This window comes from Evansella sp. AB-P1, assembly GCF_029688925.1.
Classification (GTDB): Bacteria; Bacillota; Bacilli; order Bacillales; family Salisediminibacteriaceae; genus Evansella.
Genome location: NZ_JARUKY010000002.1, coordinates 101010 through 118148 on the forward strand (window position 1 = coordinate 101010; position 17139 = coordinate 118148).

Annotated in this window: 14 protein-coding genes; 11 read left to right on the forward strand and 3 right to left on the reverse strand. The window is 33.7% G+C overall.

All coding sequences use genetic code 11. The features are described from left to right. Positions 1-22: 22 nt before the first annotated feature. Together QA612_RS02705 and QA612_RS02710 are read right to left on the reverse strand one after the other, a co-directional pair. The gene (locus tag QA612_RS02705) at positions 23-1090 is read right to left on the reverse strand and encodes a YheC/YheD family endospore coat-associated protein (protein ID WP_278282216.1); all 1068 of its coding nucleotides are present in this window, start codon (positions 1088-1090) and stop codon (positions 23-25) included. A 26-nt stretch (positions 1091-1116) separates the two neighbouring features. Further along, positions 1117-2478: a YheC/YheD family endospore coat-associated protein gene (locus QA612_RS02710; RefSeq protein WP_278282217.1), complete on the reverse strand. Its 1362-nt coding sequence runs from the start codon at positions 2476-2478 to the stop codon at positions 1117-1119. Between the two features lie 175 nt (positions 2479-2653). Here QA612_RS02710 and QA612_RS02715 point away from each other — a divergent pair, with 175 nt between their 5' ends. The 5 genes from QA612_RS02715 (at position 2654) to QA612_RS02735 (ending at position 7893) form a co-directional block, all read left to right on the forward strand. Beyond that, entirely contained in the window at positions 2654-3796 is a 1143-nt protein-coding gene (locus QA612_RS02715) for a DUF445 domain-containing protein (protein WP_278282401.1), read from the forward strand. Positions 3797-4146: 350 nt separating this feature from the next. Next, positions 4147-4500 carry a YlbF/YmcA family competence regulator gene (locus QA612_RS02720; RefSeq protein WP_278282218.1) on the forward strand — a complete coding sequence of 118 codons (354 nt, stop codon included), beginning with the start codon at positions 4147-4149 and terminating at the stop codon, positions 4498-4500. Between the two features lie 344 nt (positions 4501-4844). Then, positions 4845-5696 (forward strand): Cof-type HAD-IIB family hydrolase, encoded by an 852-nt coding sequence (locus QA612_RS02725; protein ID WP_278282219.1) that lies wholly within the window; start codon positions 4845-4847, stop codon positions 5694-5696. A 148-nt stretch (positions 5697-5844) separates the two neighbouring features. Further along, entirely contained in the window at positions 5845-7350 is a 1506-nt protein-coding gene (locus QA612_RS02730; RefSeq protein ID WP_278282220.1) for a coproporphyrinogen III oxidase, read from the forward strand. A gap of 111 nt (positions 7351-7461) precedes the next feature. Further along, complete coding sequence (locus QA612_RS02735) at positions 7462-7893, forward strand: PaaI family thioesterase (protein ID WP_278282221.1); 432 nt, start codon at positions 7462-7464, stop codon at positions 7891-7893. A gap of 146 nt (positions 7894-8039) precedes the next feature. Here QA612_RS02735 and QA612_RS02740 read toward each other — a convergent pair whose 3' ends face one another. Beyond that, on the reverse strand, positions 8040-8225 hold the full coding sequence (locus tag QA612_RS02740) for a YhzD family protein (protein ID WP_278282222.1): 186 nt from the start codon (positions 8223-8225) through the stop codon (positions 8040-8042). Between the two features lie 148 nt (positions 8226-8373). Here QA612_RS02740 and QA612_RS02745 point away from each other — a divergent pair, with 148 nt between their 5' ends. The 6 genes from QA612_RS02745 (at position 8374) to yhaM (ending at position 17090) form a co-directional block, all read left to right on the forward strand. Further along, entirely contained in the window at positions 8374-9609 is a 1236-nt protein-coding gene (locus QA612_RS02745; protein WP_278282223.1) for a metallophosphoesterase family protein, read from the forward strand. Continuing rightward, complete coding sequence (locus tag QA612_RS02750) at positions 9606-12596, forward strand: ATP-binding protein (protein ID WP_278282224.1); 2991 nt, start codon at positions 9606-9608, stop codon at positions 12594-12596. Before QA612_RS02745 ends, QA612_RS02750 begins: the two co-directional genes overlap by 4 nt. Positions 12597-13255: 659 nt before the next feature. Continuing rightward, positions 13256-13813, forward strand: coding sequence for a GbsR/MarR family transcriptional regulator (locus QA612_RS02755; RefSeq protein WP_481804407.1), 558 nt, complete (start codon positions 13256-13258; stop codon positions 13811-13813). A 124-nt stretch (positions 13814-13937) separates the two neighbouring features. Beyond that, positions 13938-14609: a response regulator transcription factor gene (locus QA612_RS02760; RefSeq protein WP_278282225.1), complete on the forward strand. Its 672-nt coding sequence runs from the start codon at positions 13938-13940 to the stop codon at positions 14607-14609. Further along, on the forward strand, positions 14606-15961 hold the full coding sequence (locus QA612_RS02765) for a sensor histidine kinase (protein WP_278282226.1): 1356 nt from the start codon (positions 14606-14608) through the stop codon (positions 15959-15961). The genes QA612_RS02760 and QA612_RS02765 overlap by 4 nt, the downstream gene beginning before the upstream one ends. Positions 15962-16130: 169 nt before the next feature. Continuing rightward, positions 16131-17090 (forward strand): 3'-5' exoribonuclease YhaM, encoded by a 960-nt coding sequence (yhaM, locus tag QA612_RS02770; protein ID WP_278282227.1) that lies wholly within the window; start codon positions 16131-16133, stop codon positions 17088-17090. Positions 17091-17139: the final 49 nt, after the last annotated feature.

Here is a 17139-nt window from a genome sequence, read left to right on the forward strand (position 1 = left end):
TAACACAATATAGAATTTTTCATTAAAGTATGTCATTATTTTTTGATTTAGGAATGGAAGTGTGTTCGATAATTTGTATGATCCCTTTATAGATTTCTAATCTTTTTTCAGGTGTGGTAGTTTTCATCACAGTTTGATAACCAGGTTTTGAATTTATCTCCAGTATCCAAACATTTCCATCTAGATCGATACCTAGATCAATTCCTAATTCAAATAATGGATGATGATAGTTATTTAAATGATAAGGGATAACATGTAACAACTGCTTCACCGTTTTTTTTACACTTTCCATATACTTCTTTGATATTTTCATAGATGGAGAAACAATTCCTCCACCATGCAGGTTAGAAATAAAACTTCTATTATTTCCTATTCTAAAGCCGTTTCCAACAACTATCCATTTTTGTGAAGAAGTTTTATGGAGGATAGTTCTTAAGTCAAAAGGCTGCTCACCAACTTTAAGTGAAAGCATAGGTTGAATTAAATAGTTACTGGAAATCACATTTTCTATTAAATATTGATGGAGAGTTTCTATTTCACCACGAATAAGGTGATGTTGCTTTCTTTTTCCACAATAAATAGAAAATAGATCCCCCCTTTTCCTTTCAATAACATATATCCCGATGCCATTTGAACCGAAAATTGGTTTGATAATTATCTCTCCATATTGATTTAAAAATGTTTGCAAAGTGCTTTTCTTTAAAAGTTCAGTTGGTGGTAAGAATTCCTTAATAAAATGGTTGTCATTTAACCATTTATATACAGTCCATTTATTTGGAAGTCCAGTCCCCAGAAAAGTTGTTTTTTCTTTTATTTGATTAAGCATTCTATTTATTTGCGGATGAATGCTTTTGTTGCTTGGAAAAAATATACGATCATATATATATAAAGGAAGTGGATACGTAGTTTTATTCCAAAAATTCTTATCTCTGTTGAAAAGTAAACCTTTTACACTATTGTTTTTTTCGTCATAGTTAAATGGAGAAAAGGAAATAACATCTATTCCAGCTAAGGAACAGCTCTTAGCTAATTCATTCATATATTCGTTATGAATAGTTGGATTCAGCTGTAGGATACCTAGTGAACTCATGATAAGCTCTCCTTCATTACAAAATATTAAAAGTGCGTTAAAGAGGCAGCAAAAAGTAGAATTTGTATTATAGAAGGAGGAGTTTTCCCTTCCATTTGTCTAAATTCACTTTTGGAAGGCTTAATATTCACTTCTAAAATCCAAACGCGATTACGATTATCAACCATAAAGTCAAAACCTAATTCCCCGTAAATTCCGCTTGCTTCTTGATCTATAACATTTGCACATTGAAGAGCAAGCTCTCGCAAAAGTCGATCCATTTGGAGGGCTTCATTTTTGGACATTAGATTTTCTAGAACATCTATTGATTTTTTTTGTGTTCCCCCTTGTGAGAGGTTAGAAACTATTTTATTTTTCTGTCCTATTCTTGCAATAGAAGAGCACGTTTCCCAATAACCACGATGATTTTTTATGCAAAGAATTCGAAAGTCTATAGCTGAATCAAAGATTTCTTTCGTATATATTTTTTGTTGTACTAGATACAACCTTCTATTTATTCTATCTTTTAATAGCATTAAAAGTTCATTTAAAGAAGTAGATATTTTTGTTTCCCAATCACTATCTTGCGGGTACGTGATTAAATAACGGTTCTCACTTTGTTTTTCTATAAGAATAATTCCTGATCCTTCTTTTCCCCAAAAAGGTTTTAAGTAAATAGAGGTATAACGTTCGAACATATCTAATAAATCCTTTTTTGATCGCAAATGTCTCGTTTCAGGAATATAGGGTTGTAGAATTGGTTCATTATAGAAGAAAGTAAAGGTTTTCCACTTGTGTATGAATTGATCATTAAAATACGGAATATGGAACTCCTTTAAAAGGTTGAAAAAATTCTGTCCTCTCGTGGAGAATTCTTGATCTCTTCGACCGATACGGTTATAAATAACTTGTGGTAAAAGAAAGTTTTCTTCACACCATTTATTATCTCGAAGGACGAATCCATCTACAAAAGAACCATTTACATTCTTATAAGAGAAAACAAAGAATGGAATAAATAATTTAGACGCTTGTTTTGCCATTTCTTTTATATATGGTGTGATTATTCCAAAGGGCTCTTCAATATCCGTTCTTATATCACCAAGAACGACACCGACTGTAGGACCTAAATGAAACTTCATATTGGCTGAGTCGTATATACATTGAATTCTCTCTTGTTTAGGAATTGCTAGCTTTGAAAATACTGTTGATTGTAATTTCATCGTAGAATCATCAAGCAGTGGATCAACAACAACTTCAACACTCATGGATAAAATATGGTTACACATGGTTGCAGTCATCGGTGATTGAATATTCCATAAGGATGCAACCTTCTTTGGAATAATTACTTGGTTTGTTTTAATATAGTGACTTATCTCCATGTTATTAATGTAAAAAGTGAAGGAAAGCATCAATAATCCCTCATTTAATATCTATTGTTTAAAATTGAATCTATGTTGAATTCTCATTCCATGTTTCAACGTTAGCACTAGGTAAACCACATTTTTTACTAGGTAGTAGTGGATATCGTATCTTATGACTAACATTGTTAAGATGTGCAGAGGATGAAAAGAAAAGGTGATACGAATGGATTTTAATGCATTGTGGATAGTAGGTCTTATGTTAATTGGGGCTGTATTAGGTGGAGGGACGAACCTGATAGCCATTCGAATGCTGTTGCGCCCGTACCATGCAGTGAAAATAGGCCCCTTTCACGTTCCTTTTACGCCAGGTCTTATTCCAAAAAGACGAGAAGACATTGCCTTTCAGCTGGGGAAGATGGTGGAGGAGCACTTAGTTACTCCTGAGGGGATTTCCAAAAAGATTTTTGAAAGCTCCTTTCAAAAGGAAATAGAAGGGAAGTTTATTCATATTGTTCGTTCGTTTATGAATCAAGAAGGAACAATTGATTCTTTATTAGGAGAACACTTGGGAGATCGTTGGTCAGTAAAACAGGTGAGGGATTCCTATGAAAGAACGATAAAACGTAAAATTGAGCAAGTACTTACAGAAAATAGACATAAAAGAGTTGGAGAACTTTTATCCGATGAATGGAAAAAGCAGATTGAAGGTCACATACCAACGGTGTCTCGAGGGCTTCTAAAAAAAGGAGAAGAATACGTTAATTCACCTGAAGGTAAAGAACAAATTGACATTCTAGTAAGTCGCTATTTTGAAACGAAGGGAAATGTGGGAGGATTATTCGGAAAGATGCTACAAAGAGTATCTCCTTCCACTTTAATTACGAAGGAGTTAACAAAACTAATTCAGGATGAAAATACAAATGATTTATTAAATCGTTTGCTAAAAAATGAATATGAAAATATTTTAAATAAAAGAACAGACGATATATTGTCTAGCTTTGTATTAGAAGAAAAAATTGAACAAATTGTAGAAAGTATTATAGATGAAACTCCTATCATTGGTCAGTGGAATGCCCCGGTGAAGGATTGGGCAAGGCAATATGAAGAGGTTATCGTAAAATCAATTTTTCCATCGATAGTAGAAGTAATTACTTATGTTGTAGAAAGAAATTTAGAGTCAGTTATGAAAAAGATTGGTATTCGAGAAATTGTGCAGGACCAAATAAATAATTTCCCCCTTGAAAAACTAGAAACGATGCTCCTTAGTATTGCTAAAAGAGAGTTAAAAATGATTGCTACTCTAGGAGCACTTATTGGGGCGCTAGTTGGCTTCGTTCAAGGTGTAATCATTTATATATTTTTGTAAGAAATATTTACTCTCATAGTTAAGGGTCTAAACAGGCTATTAACTTATATAAGAAAGTTGGTTTTGAACCTTTATATGACTTATATTATTTTACGAAAATAATAAGGTCATAAGCGTTTTAAAAAAAGCTGTAAAAAATCTTCCCTGTTTTTGTTTTTTCTATTCTTATATAAATGAAAATATATGAAGCTGTATATCTTTTCCTAATAGTTTGAATTTTTATTCATAGGATGAATTCCACTATGTTTCATGTTATAGTCGTAAGGGTAGAATAATAAATACGTATCTTTCGTTCATAGTATTCGTTCTGCTTCGAATGTGCGTACAAAATTTGAGGAGGAAATAGTTTTATGGCAAATCCTTATGATAAGGCACACGAACTTGCCAGTGTCTTAAAAGAAAGTGAAGAGTTTACTCTCTTAAAAAATTTACACGACCAAGTAAATAGTGATGAGGTTGCAAAGCGTATGCTTGATAACTTTAGAAATGTACAAGTTGAATTGCAACAAAAGCAAATGCAAGGTGCTCAAATTACAGAAGAAGAGATTCAACAAGCTCAAAAGCAGTTTGAATTAGTTCAACAGCACGAAACAATTTCAAAATTAATGGAATCAGAGCAACGCATGAGTCAATTAATTACAGAAATTAATAAAGTGATTACTGAACCATTAGAAGAGCTTTATGGTGCAGCACCACAAGAATAATAAGAAAATGCTTAATCGGATGTGAAAATTTTTTCATGTCCGTTTTTCTTTATATATGAAAGAACTTGAACCAGGTACGAAAAGACCGAGTACAAAAACCCCGTGCAACAAAATTTTACATGCATGAAGGTCTGCATTCCTATGAATAACCTAACCCCATACCAAACTTATTACTATTTGTTCTGATTCACTTTTTTTGCATTCCTATGAATATAAATCCAATGTAGTACGAATAAAACAGTACTTATAGCCAAGTTTTCTTTTCCGAATGGTTCTATTCATTTCTAAATGGACATATATGTATTACCAATACGGGTAAGGACCAAGGAAGGGAGTTGGCAGCAGTGACATTTCGTCTATTAGCGTTAGACATCGATGGTACCTTATTAAAACCAAATCATCGGTTGGCAAAGGAAACGAAGGAAGCAATTGAGTATGTAAAAGAAAAAGGGGTGTATATCACTTTAGCAACTGGACGATCATTTCCATCAGCAAAGAAAGTTGCAAAAGCATTAAAACTTGAGGATGCATACTTAGTCACTCATGATGGAGCATTTGTAGCATCAGAATTAGAATCACCAATATTTGAACGCAGGTTAGATTCTGAACGAGTGTACCAAATTGTGGATATATTAGAAAATTACCATTGTCATATACGGTTATTACATGAAAAATATGCAATAGGAAATAAAGTCCGTATACGTCATCATTTAATTGCTAGAATGAATATTGGTGTAGGAGACCCTCTGTTCTATCCAATCAATTATGTTGACTCACCGAGCCATCATTTAATTGATCAACCATTAACCGTACCAAAGATAAAAGCACAGTTCTGGAATGAAAAGGAACGACAAGATGCAATGGAAGAAATAAAAGAGACTATTGGAAATGTTCATATGACTTCTTCCGCTGAAGGGAGTCTAGATATAGTAGATGGTACTGTATCTAAGGCAAAAGGTCTCCAAATTTTAGGGCGTAAATTAGGGATTTCTCTACAAGAAATGGTCACAATTGGAGCAAGTGAAAATGATGAAGAAATGATTACTCAAGCTGGGTTAGGAGTGGCGATGGGTAACGCTTCACAAGATTTAAAAAATGTAGCGGGTTGGGTAACAAGATCGAATAATCAAAATGGAGTTGGATATGCTGTTAAAGAAGTGTTTAGGAAACAGTTACATCCAGCCGTTTACAAATAAGAACTGAAAGTAAAAGGTGCGGTTTCTATTAACCGCACCTTTTGTATTTAAAAGAATTGTATCATTGTCATTGCAATCTAATGCTCCCCTTGATAAAATTCAAATCGAACGTAAGATAATGTTGGTAGTTTAGAAAGGAATAAAAAGGATGAATTCAATTACACTCTTCGGGATCGAGGAAAAAAATAAACGAAGTTGTGAACGGATTGTACAGTTATTTAATGATGAAGCGGAAGTGACATTTATTGAAAAAAGTGAGTCCGTTGATAAAGGGATTTACCTATCCATTTATGAAGAGGAAAATAGTGACCATTCCCTGAACGTTTATGGTTACTTAAATGAGCATGGAAAAGAAATTGGTTTTCAAGAGGTAACGTTGCAGAGAAATGATGACAAACCGAAAATCAAGTTAAAAAAACAAGGGACAAGTATCGTTCTTTTGAAATTACTTGAAAACTATACGGAAATAGAACAGCCCTGGGGTATTCTAACTGGAATTCGTCCTACGAAGCTCTATCACTTCATGAGAAAAGAAGGGAAGACAAAACAACAGATTCATGAAACTCTAAAAGAAGAGTACTTATTGAAGAGTGAAAAGATAAGCCTTCTTGAAAATATTGTAGATAGACAATTATCTGTTGTTCCTGATTTAGATCGAATAAAAGAGGAAGTAAGTATTTATATAGGAATACCTTTTTGTCCCACGATGTGTGCCTATTGTACTTTCCCTGCTTACGCTATTAATGGAAAAAATGGTTCTGTAGAGGAGTTTTTAAAAGGATTACATTATGAGATGGAGATAACAGGTAAATGGTTAAAAGACGAAAATATTAAAGTAACAACAATCTATTATGGTGGTGGAACCCCTACAAGTATTACGGCAGAACAAATGGATGCCTTATATGAGAAAATGTATGATGTTTTTCCAAATGTGGATCAAGTAAGAGAGCTGACAGTGGAAGCGGGACGTCCAGATACAATTACACATGAAAAAATAGAAGTACTCAAAAAGTGGAAGGTAGATCGTATAAGTGTTAATCCTCAGTCCTTCACAGATGAAACCTTAAAAGCCATCGGGCGGCACCATTCCGTGAAAGAAACCATTGATAAATATCGACTAGCATATGAAAGTGGCTTAAGGAACATCAATATGGACTTAATTATTGGTCTCCCTGGGGAAGGGGTAAAGGAATTAAATCATACGTTAGAGGAGACAGAACAACTTCGCCCAACTTCTTTAACTGTTCATACCCTTTCGTATAAGCGAGCATCTCAGATGACGAAATATAAAGAAAAGTATAAAGTAGCAGAACGAGAAGAAATTCGAGAAATGATGCAACTTGCCAGTCGTTGGATGGAGGAGCAAGGATATGTTCCTTATTATTTGTATCGCCAAAAAAACATTCTTGGTAATCTTGAAAATGTAGGGTATGCATTACCTGAGCAAGAAAGTATCTATAATATTATGATTATGGAAGAGGTTCAAACAATTATTGGCTTAGGCTGTGGTGCTGCAAGCAAATGGGTGGATCGTAACACAGGCAAGATAGATCGTTTTGCCAATCCTAAAGATCCTCAAACCTATATTGATCGGTATAAAGAATATACACATAAAAAAATTGATATGTTAAAGGACTTATTTTCTAGTAACTGAATGGATTTCATAATTGAAATATTGTTAATAAATTCGAACATTATTTTCGATTGCAGGGAAGACGTCGACTCTAAATATATAATAAAAAAGTAGAAAGTTGAGGTGTACCAAATGGATGAAAGGAAGCTACGAGACAACTTTGAACGTGCATTAAAGGTTCATCAAGATGATACTGGTCAACAATTTATGTATTCCTTGTTAGATCTAAATATAGAATATGATGAAGGGCAAGAAAAAGTTTACATAGATGCACCTGTTACAGAAATAATGTTTAATCCCGTAGGCTTTATTCACGGAGGTATTCTTACGTATATTGCTGATACTGCTATGGGACATCTATGCGCTGCCTTTAGTGATCGACCTGGTGTAACCTTAGAATTAAAAACACAGTTTTTTCGAACGAGTAGAGATGGGAAGATTCATGCTACTGCGCAGTTTGTAAAAAAAGGGTCAAATATAAATTTTGTAGAATGTGTCCTACAAGACGATAAAGAAAGACTACTGGGTAAAGTAACGGCAACATTTTATTCGATGCAAAACTAAACGAATATGTAATAAGCAAAAATAAACCACCTTTATTAGGTGGTTTCTACATTTTTTGTTATGCAATAGTTTCCTACAGGACTTAGGCTGCACCTAGGCGTAATTGGAACGCCTTGTGCTTTTCTTACTTATTAGACTACTAAGTATTATTGATGGAAGTAAAGCAAGCCCCCAGAAGAATGGACAATGCGACTTGGGTTTTGTAATAATCTTTTTTCTGACAATCTTCTTAAACCTAGGTTTTGTGCCTGTATATCATCTGCTGCATCTAATACCTCATTTAATACTAGCGTTCCCTGTCGATCAAATGCTGTTAAATAATATTTTCCCATTTTCCCCACCTCTTTATAAGATTCATTCTATATATATTCTAATTCCCAAAGTTTATACCAAAATAAAATAGTTTTTTAACATGAGAACATTCATTCTTATTTTGTGGTAAAATATGATAAATATTACTAAAATGAAAGGGTGAAAAACATGCTCCGTTTTATTCATTGTGCGGATATTCACCTTGGACGATCTATTCGAACTCACTATGATATGCCGCAACAACTTACTGAGAAAATAAAAAGAGCAACGTACGATTCATTTGAGGAACTCGTTTGTAAAGCTATAGAAAAAAATGTGGATTTTGTGTTAATCTCTGGTGATATTTATGATCGTGAACAACGTTATTTAAGAGGACAATGGTTTTTAAAAAAACAAGCGGAACGTCTTAACGAACAGAAAATTCCTCTCTATATTATACATGGTAATCATGACCCACTGATTGATTCTAAAGACAAAACAACGATGCCTGATAATGTCCATATTTTTAAAAAGGATGTTAAACCAATTTACATTGAAAATAAGGACCATGATCGTATTTATATTTACGGGTTTAGTTATCCTTCTAAAGCTTTTTTCGATAATCCAGCCCCACTCTATCAACATGTAGGTGATAGGGATGCCTACCATATTGCCTTACTACATGGACAAGAAAAAACACAGTTTGGTCATGAACCATATGCCCCATTTACCGTGAAGGAACTAGTGGAAAAAGATTTTGATTATTGGGCGTTAGGACATATACACAAAAGACAACTATTACATCACAATCCACCAATTATTTATTCGGGTAATATTCAAGGTGGAAATAGAAAAGAAACGGGAGAAAAGGGAGCTTATTATGTTGAACTAACAAAGAGTAATGCAAGTTTGTCCTTTTTTAATACAGCTTCCGTATTGTGGGAGACCATATCGATTTCTATAGATAATTTAAATACAATTAATCAATTGGCAGATAGAATTGAAGAAGAAGTATATAAGAGAATAGATAATCGAGTCTATTTATTTACAATCCACATCATTGGAAATGGTGTGTTACACGATCAGCTCATAGAGGATAATGAACAACAAAATTTACTTGCATTAATGAGAAATGATATTTTTACAACTCCTAGTGTTTGGATAGATCATATAAATGTATTAACTTCACCTTCTATTGATAGGGAAAGACTTCGAGAACAGGAGCACCTTTTAGGTGATATTGTTCGAATTGTTGATTCACTTAAGGATGAAAAGGATATTAGCAGTGTGGTCAATCCAGTGTTCTCACATCCAATAATGAAGAAATACATAACAGATTTAGAGGAGGAGGAAATTTTAGAAATTATTGATCAGGCAGAAAAAAAATTACTTTCACCATTAATAAGTGAGGTGGAAAAATTATGAAGCTAGTAAAGGTTCATATATACGGATATGGAAAGTGGAAAGATGTAAGTTGGGATTTGACTGACAAAGGAATTCAACTCTTCTTTGGAGAAAATGAGTCTGGCAAAACGACTTTTATGTCCTTTTTAAAGGGAATATTATTTGGATTTCCCAAAAAAGGTGAAAATCAATACTTACCTATGGAATATAATGCTTACGGTGGTACTATAACTATCGAAAACGATCAACAAGAACGTATTGTAATTGAACGGATAAAAGGTCGAAAGGTAAAAGGTGATGTAACCGTTTATTTTGAGGATGGCCAAACTGGTGATGAAAAAACTTTAGAAGAAATTCTAAAAAATATGGATGTTAGTAGCTTTCAGGGAATCTTTCATTTCGATTTAGAAGGGTTAAATGGAATAGGAAACATGAACCCAGAGGATTTAAATCAACTTTTGTTTGATACTGGAATTGGTGGTGGACAATCCGTTTTTCATCTACAAAAAAAACTCCATTCAGAAATGGATCAGTTATTTAAGCCTCGTGGTAAAAAAACAGAAATGAACGTATTAGTAAAAAAGCTAGAGGATACGGAAAGGGAAGTTAATAAGTGGGAAGAACGTATAGATCAATACGATGAATTGACTAATAGATTGAAATCCTTTAAACAAAAACTAGCTTTAAACAAACAAAGTCAACATGAAATTAATACAAAAACGAATAAAGCTGAAAAGCACGAATTACTTATAGATTTAGCTAAGGATTGGGAATCGAAACGCTTATTAATAGAGAATGAAAACAATATTGTCTCATTTCCTGAAAATGGTTTGAAGAGATTAGATGATTTTTTAGATAAAAAAATGGATAAACAAGCATTATTAAGAAACGAAGAAGTAAAACTACAGGTTATAGAAGAAGAAATTAGTTCACTTTCCCTCCATCCACAATGGTCAAGCATGAGAAATGAGATTAATTCTCTCCTGCAAAATGAAGAAATGTATAAAGGAAGGCAGCAGGAGTTACATAACATGGAAATAGAAAAGGAGCATCTGATAAATAAAATGTCCTCCTTAGAACTAGGATGGGATAAAGAAATGAACGGTGAGAGCTTTGAATCTATTCCGTTCTCCCCTTATATGAAAGGACAATTACAAGACATTAAACAAAGATTAAATATCGAACAGGAAACAGATCAACGTCTTTCTGAAGATGCAGATCGATTAGAGAGAGAGCTTGACTTTAAAGAAGAAGCTGTAGAAAAACTTGCAACAACATTACTTCCGTCAAAGGAAATAGATGAACTTAAACGAAACATTAAAGTGGTAGAGAGTAGGACTCAAATTGATTTTGAGAGAACGCTGTTGAAAGATCAGCAAAACGACATGATCAATCAAAATAAAGCTATGATCAAACGGGAAAAACAACAGCAGAGATTTTTTGTCGTTTTAAGTGTTGTTTTATTAGGAACAAGCCTCCTGTCTATTCTATTTAATGAATTGCTAGTTACAGTTGTATCGGGTAGCCTATTTCTAATCTTTCTTTTTCTTATCATTACTAAAAGAATTTCCATAAGAAAAACTAAGAATAAATTTCTTATTAAAGAAGAAGTTATTAGTCAGCGACTAGAGGAGAAGGAATTAGCCCTTACTGATTATCAATTATCAGACGTAAAAAAATGGAAAGAAGAGCTAGAAAAACATCAAAAGCAACTCAGTCTTTATGAGCAAGGAATTGAGCATCTACAAATGCTTCGAGAGCAACGAAAAGAGCAAGAAAAAAGAATCCTACAATGTAATGGGAAGATAGAATCTATTTTAAATGAATTAAAGGAATGGTGTGATAAATACCATATTCCAAATAAATTGAGCTTAGAATATTTTAATAGTCTTCTTCAAGCTGTTGAGGAATGGAAAAAGTATGAAGAAGAGGTAAATCGTATAGAAAAAAAAATAAAACAATATGAATTATCACAAATAGCTTTTGAGAAAAGGGTTGAGGAATTAATAAACAATATTGGAGTAAATGATGAATTATCCATTATTCATTCAATGGATAGGTTGAAGCATTTCTTAATAGAGCAAGGAGAATTGGAACAAGAACAAAATAAGAAGGAACATCAGAGAAATCATTATAAAGAGACGGTTACTCGATTGAAAATTGAACTAGAAGAAATTCAACGAGAGATAAATGGAATGCTTAATAAAGCGAAAGTAAGTAATGAAGAAGAGTTTCGTCATTATGGAAATGATTTTGAAAGGCAAACAAAATTAAAGAATGAAAAGCTTCAGCAATGGATAAAGATGAAAATAATTATTCCTGATGAAAATGAATTAGAAAAAGTTATTAACCTTTTATTGTACGGTGATTATGATCCAGTTGAAGAACAGAAAAGGTTGAAAATTGATTGGGAGCAATTGGAATCGGAAAGCGATGAATTACGCCAAAACATAGCAGCTTTAGAAAAAGAATTATCATTTTTAGAGAAAGATGGAACGTACGAAGAAGTGAAACAAATTTTTACCCAAATGAAAGAGGAGCTTCAATCAATTGTAAAAAGGTGGACTATCGCTTCCTTAAGCAATCACATTATTGAGGAAGTGAAAAAAGTGTATGAGAAAGATAAACAGCCAAATGTAATAAAAAAAGCTGAAACTCTTTTTTGTGAAATGACAGAGGGGAAATATATAAAGGTTTTTGCTCCATTAGGTGAGCAACGATTTATCATCGAGAGGAACGATGGAATCCGATTTGAACCTGCACAATTGAGTCGTGGAACCTGTGAATTACTATATTTAGCTTTCCGTTTTTCCTTAGCGCTAAATGATCCTTCTTATATAAAGTTTCCAATAATAATGGATGAGACGTTAGTAAATCTTGATCGAACACGGCGCAAGCGTGTCCTTTCTATTTTAAATGAAATGGCTAAGGAAAGGCAGATATTGTTTTTTACATGTCATCATCATATTCAACGTGAAATAAGTGACTCCTCCATTACATTTGTATAGTTTATTAGTTCTGTTATTAGGTAAGTGATACTTTTATTCACTATTTTTTGAAGGGATAGATGGCTCATGGAAGTGGAGATTTATAATATGAGGGAAGAAAATAATTTTATTCTATTGGAATGAGTGAAATCACACGAGATTTTAGCAGAAGAATGCCTCAGCCTCCACACTATATATTTTGTATACTGCTAAAGTACATGTGCCTGTCTCTGCCTCTGAAAGTGTTGATCTGTTGTTATTTGCGTCGAGACAACTCGAAGTTTATTTCGTGAAGCATATGCTCGTCGCTGGAGTCACCGCATTCCTTCCTGAACTAACACTGATTTTTTAGGGTAGACCGCCCATGCAAGTGTAAATTTGCACCATGGAGGATGAAAATCTCTTTCTAAGGTATATTCCCTAACCGCAAACCTTCTTCTTCTCCATTTGCGGGAACATTGGCAGCTTCTATCTTATTTTCAGGGTAGATGCGAGACTCTTTACAGTAAAATCAACAACATTATTACCAGAGGTATTAAAAAAGAGTATATTTAAAAATTCTATTTGATTATCTATGAAATCGCTTTAATCTTACTCAAACTTTTGGTAAAATCATCTTCATAATGTGTATCGGGTATATGGGGGTTGTTTCTTTGAATAAGGAAGATAAGATGGATAAAATGAATGAAAAAAATTGGGTGACCTATGAAGAAACAAAGGACCAATTTATTCAAAGTATAGCGAAGAATATGACTTTATACGGAATAACTCCTTCTATAGGTCGATTGTATGGTGCTTTATATTTTTCAGATACACCAATGACCTTAGATGATATGCGAGATGAGTTAGCTATGAGTAAAACGAGTATGAGTACTGGGGTTCGATCGTTATCCGACATGAAAATGGTAGAACCAGTATTCCGGCGGGGAGTAAGAAAAGACCTTTATCGAACAGAGCAAGATTGGTATAAATCATTTACAGCTCTTTTCTCTCGACAATGGAAAAAGGCTACAGAAACGAATATTGAAGAAGCAGACGAAGCAATAGGAGAGTTAGAGAAAATTTATAACTTGACTGAAGATGAAGAATTAAAAAGTAAGATTGAAAATGACATTGAACGTTTAGCTTATGCAAAGGAATATTATGAATGGCTTTTACGATTTGTTGAGGCTGTAGAATCTGGAAAAATTTATGAACTTGTACCAAAAACAAAAGATCACAAATTAGATAAGGAATGAGGGGGGGGCGGTTCGAAAAGGTTTATTTCATATCTTTTCTGAACGCCCTCTTTTAGAAGAATATTGTTATATAAAGAGATCTCCTTGTTAAAGCCTTACATAAAACAGTTAAAGGATGATGACGATGAAAGGGATTCAAATTTATTTAGTAGAAGACGAAAAAAATTTGGGAGAAGTAATTAAAGCATATATGGAAAGAGAAGGTTGGAAGGTGAAACATCTTACAGATGGAAATGAAGCATATGAGTTGATTGAAACTCATCCCCATCTATGGGTGTTAGATATTATGCTTCCAGGTATGGACGGTTATCAGCTATTAAAAGCAATCAAGTCTAAAGGAAATACTCCAGTTATCTTTATTTCTGCTCGAGATAAGGATTTAGATCGAGTATTAGGATTAGAGTTAGGAAGTGATGACTATCTCGCAAAACCTTTTCTTCCAGAAGAACTAGTGATTCGAACAAAAAAGCTTTTAGAACGAGTATACCCTGACGAAAAACAAGAAATTGAAAAGTTTGAACTTAATGGATATACAATAGATCCTAAAAGAAGAATGGTGTTTGATGATGAAGAGGTCATTGAACTTACAACAAAGGAATTAGACTTAGTTATTTTATTGACGAGTAATATAGGAAAGGCACTATCTAGAGAAGAAATAATTGAGTATGTGTGGGGTAGTGATTACTATGGTTCTGAACGAGCCGTAGATGATGTAGTACGTCGAGTAAGAAAAAAATTACCAAGAATCCATTTAGAAACTCTTTATGGATTTGGATATAGGGTTTTATCTTCATGATAAAAATGAATTTAACACGAAGAATTTGGTTTTCCTTTATTTCTATCATTTTAATGGTGGGCTTACTCATCGGTGTCATTTATCCAATTTCCTTGAAAAGTACATTAACAGAGGAAACATATCGTATTATTGAACAGGAACAAGCTAGATATACGGACCCCTTTGGAGTAAATACGATTCCACAATCGGAAATAGATTTTATTGAACGTAGAGAAGCAGAGAGGTCTGTTGGTCATATAATTTTAATGAATCAATTCACAATCATTGAAGGTGACCCTGTTCCTAGCGAAGTGATAACAGAAATGGGGGCTAGGGCATATAATCAAGTGACGAGACGCGGGCGATATGAATTAACATACAATCAGGCAACATTGTTTTATAGTGTATATAGAATTAATATGCCTAGTGGAGAAGCGTTTTTTATCTCTTTTATGTGGGATACGTATCGTGACCAAATGGTAAATCGTTTATGGAGTCGACTTTTTTATATTATGTTGTTAGCAGGTCTTCTTAGCCTTGTTCCAGCCTTTTGGCTTAAATATTATTTAAAACAACCACTGGCAAGCCTTGGTAATCATTTTGACCAAATTGCAAAAAGGAATTGGAAAGAACCCTTTCATTGGAAGGGTGATGATGATTTTGAAAAACTTTCAGGACAATTTGAAAGTATGCGACAAAATTTAATACGCTATGATAACGTACAAAAGACATTTATACAGCATGCATCACACGAATTGAAAACACCTATTATGGTCATTCAAAGCTATGCGAAGTCTGTTAAGGATGGGATATTACCTAAGGATAATTTAGAAAAAACGATGGATGTCATTCTAGAGGAATCGAAGCGAATGGAAAAAAGAGTAAAGGACATGCTCTATTATACAAAGCTTGATTCAATAAAAGAAATTCCTACAGAAAAGGAACATTTTGAGTTTGGTACGATTGCATATGGCATTGCTGAAAGGTTGCGCTTGCATAGAGAGGATGTAAAGATTGTCGTCAAAGGAGATGATCAAACTATTTTTGGTAATAAGGAATTATTAAGTGTTTCCTTAGAAAATTTAGTTGAAAATTCACTCCGCTATGCATTGGAACGAGTAGAAATAGTGGCTGATGAAATTGGCGAAAAAACTACTATAAGTGTTATCAATGACGGTGACGCTATTCCGGAGGATGAAATTGAACATATTTTTACACCATTTAGAAAAGGAAACAAAGGACAATTCGGTTTAGGACTGGCTATTGTAAAACGTATCTGTGAAATACATGATGGGTTTCCAACTGTAAAAAACAAAGATGGTGCTGTTCAATTTATAATGATGATCTCTAAAGAAGAAAGGCATGAGAAATAAAACTTTTATAACTATTCTTTTTAGTTTGATTGTCTAAAAGATTCAAGGAATATAAGGTGAGTGTATCTACTATTATAGTCAGATACTCACCTTCAATCTTTCCTCTAATAAACGTAAATATGGTATAATTATGAAAATATACATGGGTGATAATAGAGGAGGTTTACTGATGAAAAAAGGAATTAATCACCATCAAATTGGTGATAGCATAGATATGTACTTATTAATTAAGTCTGCAAAAAAGGGTACAGCTAGTAACGGAAAGCCTTTTTTAACATTACTAATGTCAGATAAAACAGGTGAAATTGATGCAAAGCTATGGAGTATATCACCTGAAGATGAAGCGGCCTTTATAAACGGAGTTATTGTCCATGTTCAGGGAGATATTCAAGAATTTCGAGGGATGAGACAATTAAAAATTAAAGCGATACGTCCCACAACAGCAATGGATCAAGTAAAGCCAGCCGATTTTTTACCAACAGCCCCAATGGATCCTCAAGAAATGCTAGAAATTGTAACACAGTATATTTTTGAGATGAGCAACGCAAAAATTCAACGTTTAACAAGACATTTATTTAAAAAGCATCAACAAGCTTTTTCCGTATCTCCTGCTGCAACAAAAAATCACCATGAATTCGTATCAGGACTAGCCTATCATGTTGTCTCCATGCTGGAATTAGCAAAGGGGATTACTAATTTGTATCCTACTTTAGATAAGGATTTGTTATATTCAGGTATCATACTACATGACTTAGGTAAGGTTCGGGAGTTAGCTGGTCCGATCGTATCAGAGTATACGACAGAAGGAAAATTAGTAGGCCATATTTCCATAATAGCCAATGAGATAGTGGAAGCTGCCAAGGAATTAGAGATTGAAGGAGAAGAAGTAATGGTCCTTCAGCACCTTGTATTAAGCCATCATGGAAAAGGTGAATGGGGTAGTCCGAAGCCACCGTTAATTCGTGAAGCAGAAATTTTACATATGATAGATAATATTGATGCAAAAATGAATATGATGGATCGAGCTTTAGAAAGAGTTTTACCAGGTGAATTCAGTGAACGAATTTTCCCAATGGATAATCGTTCTTTCTATAAACCTACTTTTCATAAGCCACCTTTAGATATATAGGGTTCTTTATGTCTTTAAAACTGAGTACATGGCCGGTTCCAAGTACTCA

What these genes read in the sequence shown, in the direction of transcription:
- QA612_RS02710 (WP_278282217.1), bottom strand. Translation starts at nt 2,478, where the DNA reads ATGCTTTCCTTCACTTTTTACATTAATAACATGGAGATAAGTCACTAT.
- QA612_RS02740 (WP_278282222.1), bottom strand. Translation starts at nt 8,225, where the DNA reads ATGGGAAAATATTATTTAACAGCATTTGATCGACAGGGAACGCTAGTA.
- QA612_RS02715 (WP_278282401.1), top strand. Translation starts at nt 2,654, where the DNA reads ATGGATTTTAATGCATTGTGGATAGTAGGTCTTATGTTAATTGGGGCT.
- QA612_RS02745 (WP_278282223.1), top strand. Translation starts at nt 8,374, where the DNA reads ATGCTCCGTTTTATTCATTGTGCGGATATTCACCTTGGACGATCTATT.
- QA612_RS02760 (WP_278282225.1), top strand. Translation starts at nt 13,938, where the DNA reads ATGAAAGGGATTCAAATTTATTTAGTAGAAGACGAAAAAAATTTGGGA.
- QA612_RS02750 (WP_278282224.1), top strand. Translation starts at nt 9,606, where the DNA reads ATGAAGCTAGTAAAGGTTCATATATACGGATATGGAAAGTGGAAAGAT.
- yhaM (WP_278282227.1), top strand. Translation starts at nt 16,131, where the DNA reads ATGAAAAAAGGAATTAATCACCATCAAATTGGTGATAGCATAGATATG.
- QA612_RS02765 (WP_278282226.1), top strand. Translation starts at nt 14,606, where the DNA reads ATGATAAAAATGAATTTAACACGAAGAATTTGGTTTTCCTTTATTTCT.
- QA612_RS02705 (WP_278282216.1), bottom strand. Translation starts at nt 1,090, where the DNA reads ATGAGTTCACTAGGTATCCTACAGCTGAATCCAACTATTCATAACGAA.
- QA612_RS02720 (WP_278282218.1), top strand. Translation starts at nt 4,147, where the DNA reads ATGGCAAATCCTTATGATAAGGCACACGAACTTGCCAGTGTCTTAAAA.
- QA612_RS02730 (WP_278282220.1), top strand. Translation starts at nt 5,845, where the DNA reads ATGAATTCAATTACACTCTTCGGGATCGAGGAAAAAAATAAACGAAGT.
- QA612_RS02735 (WP_278282221.1), top strand. Translation starts at nt 7,462, where the DNA reads ATGGATGAAAGGAAGCTACGAGACAACTTTGAACGTGCATTAAAGGTT.
- QA612_RS02755 (WP_481804407.1), top strand. Translation starts at nt 13,256, where the DNA reads ATGAATGAAAAAAATTGGGTGACCTATGAAGAAACAAAGGACCAATTT.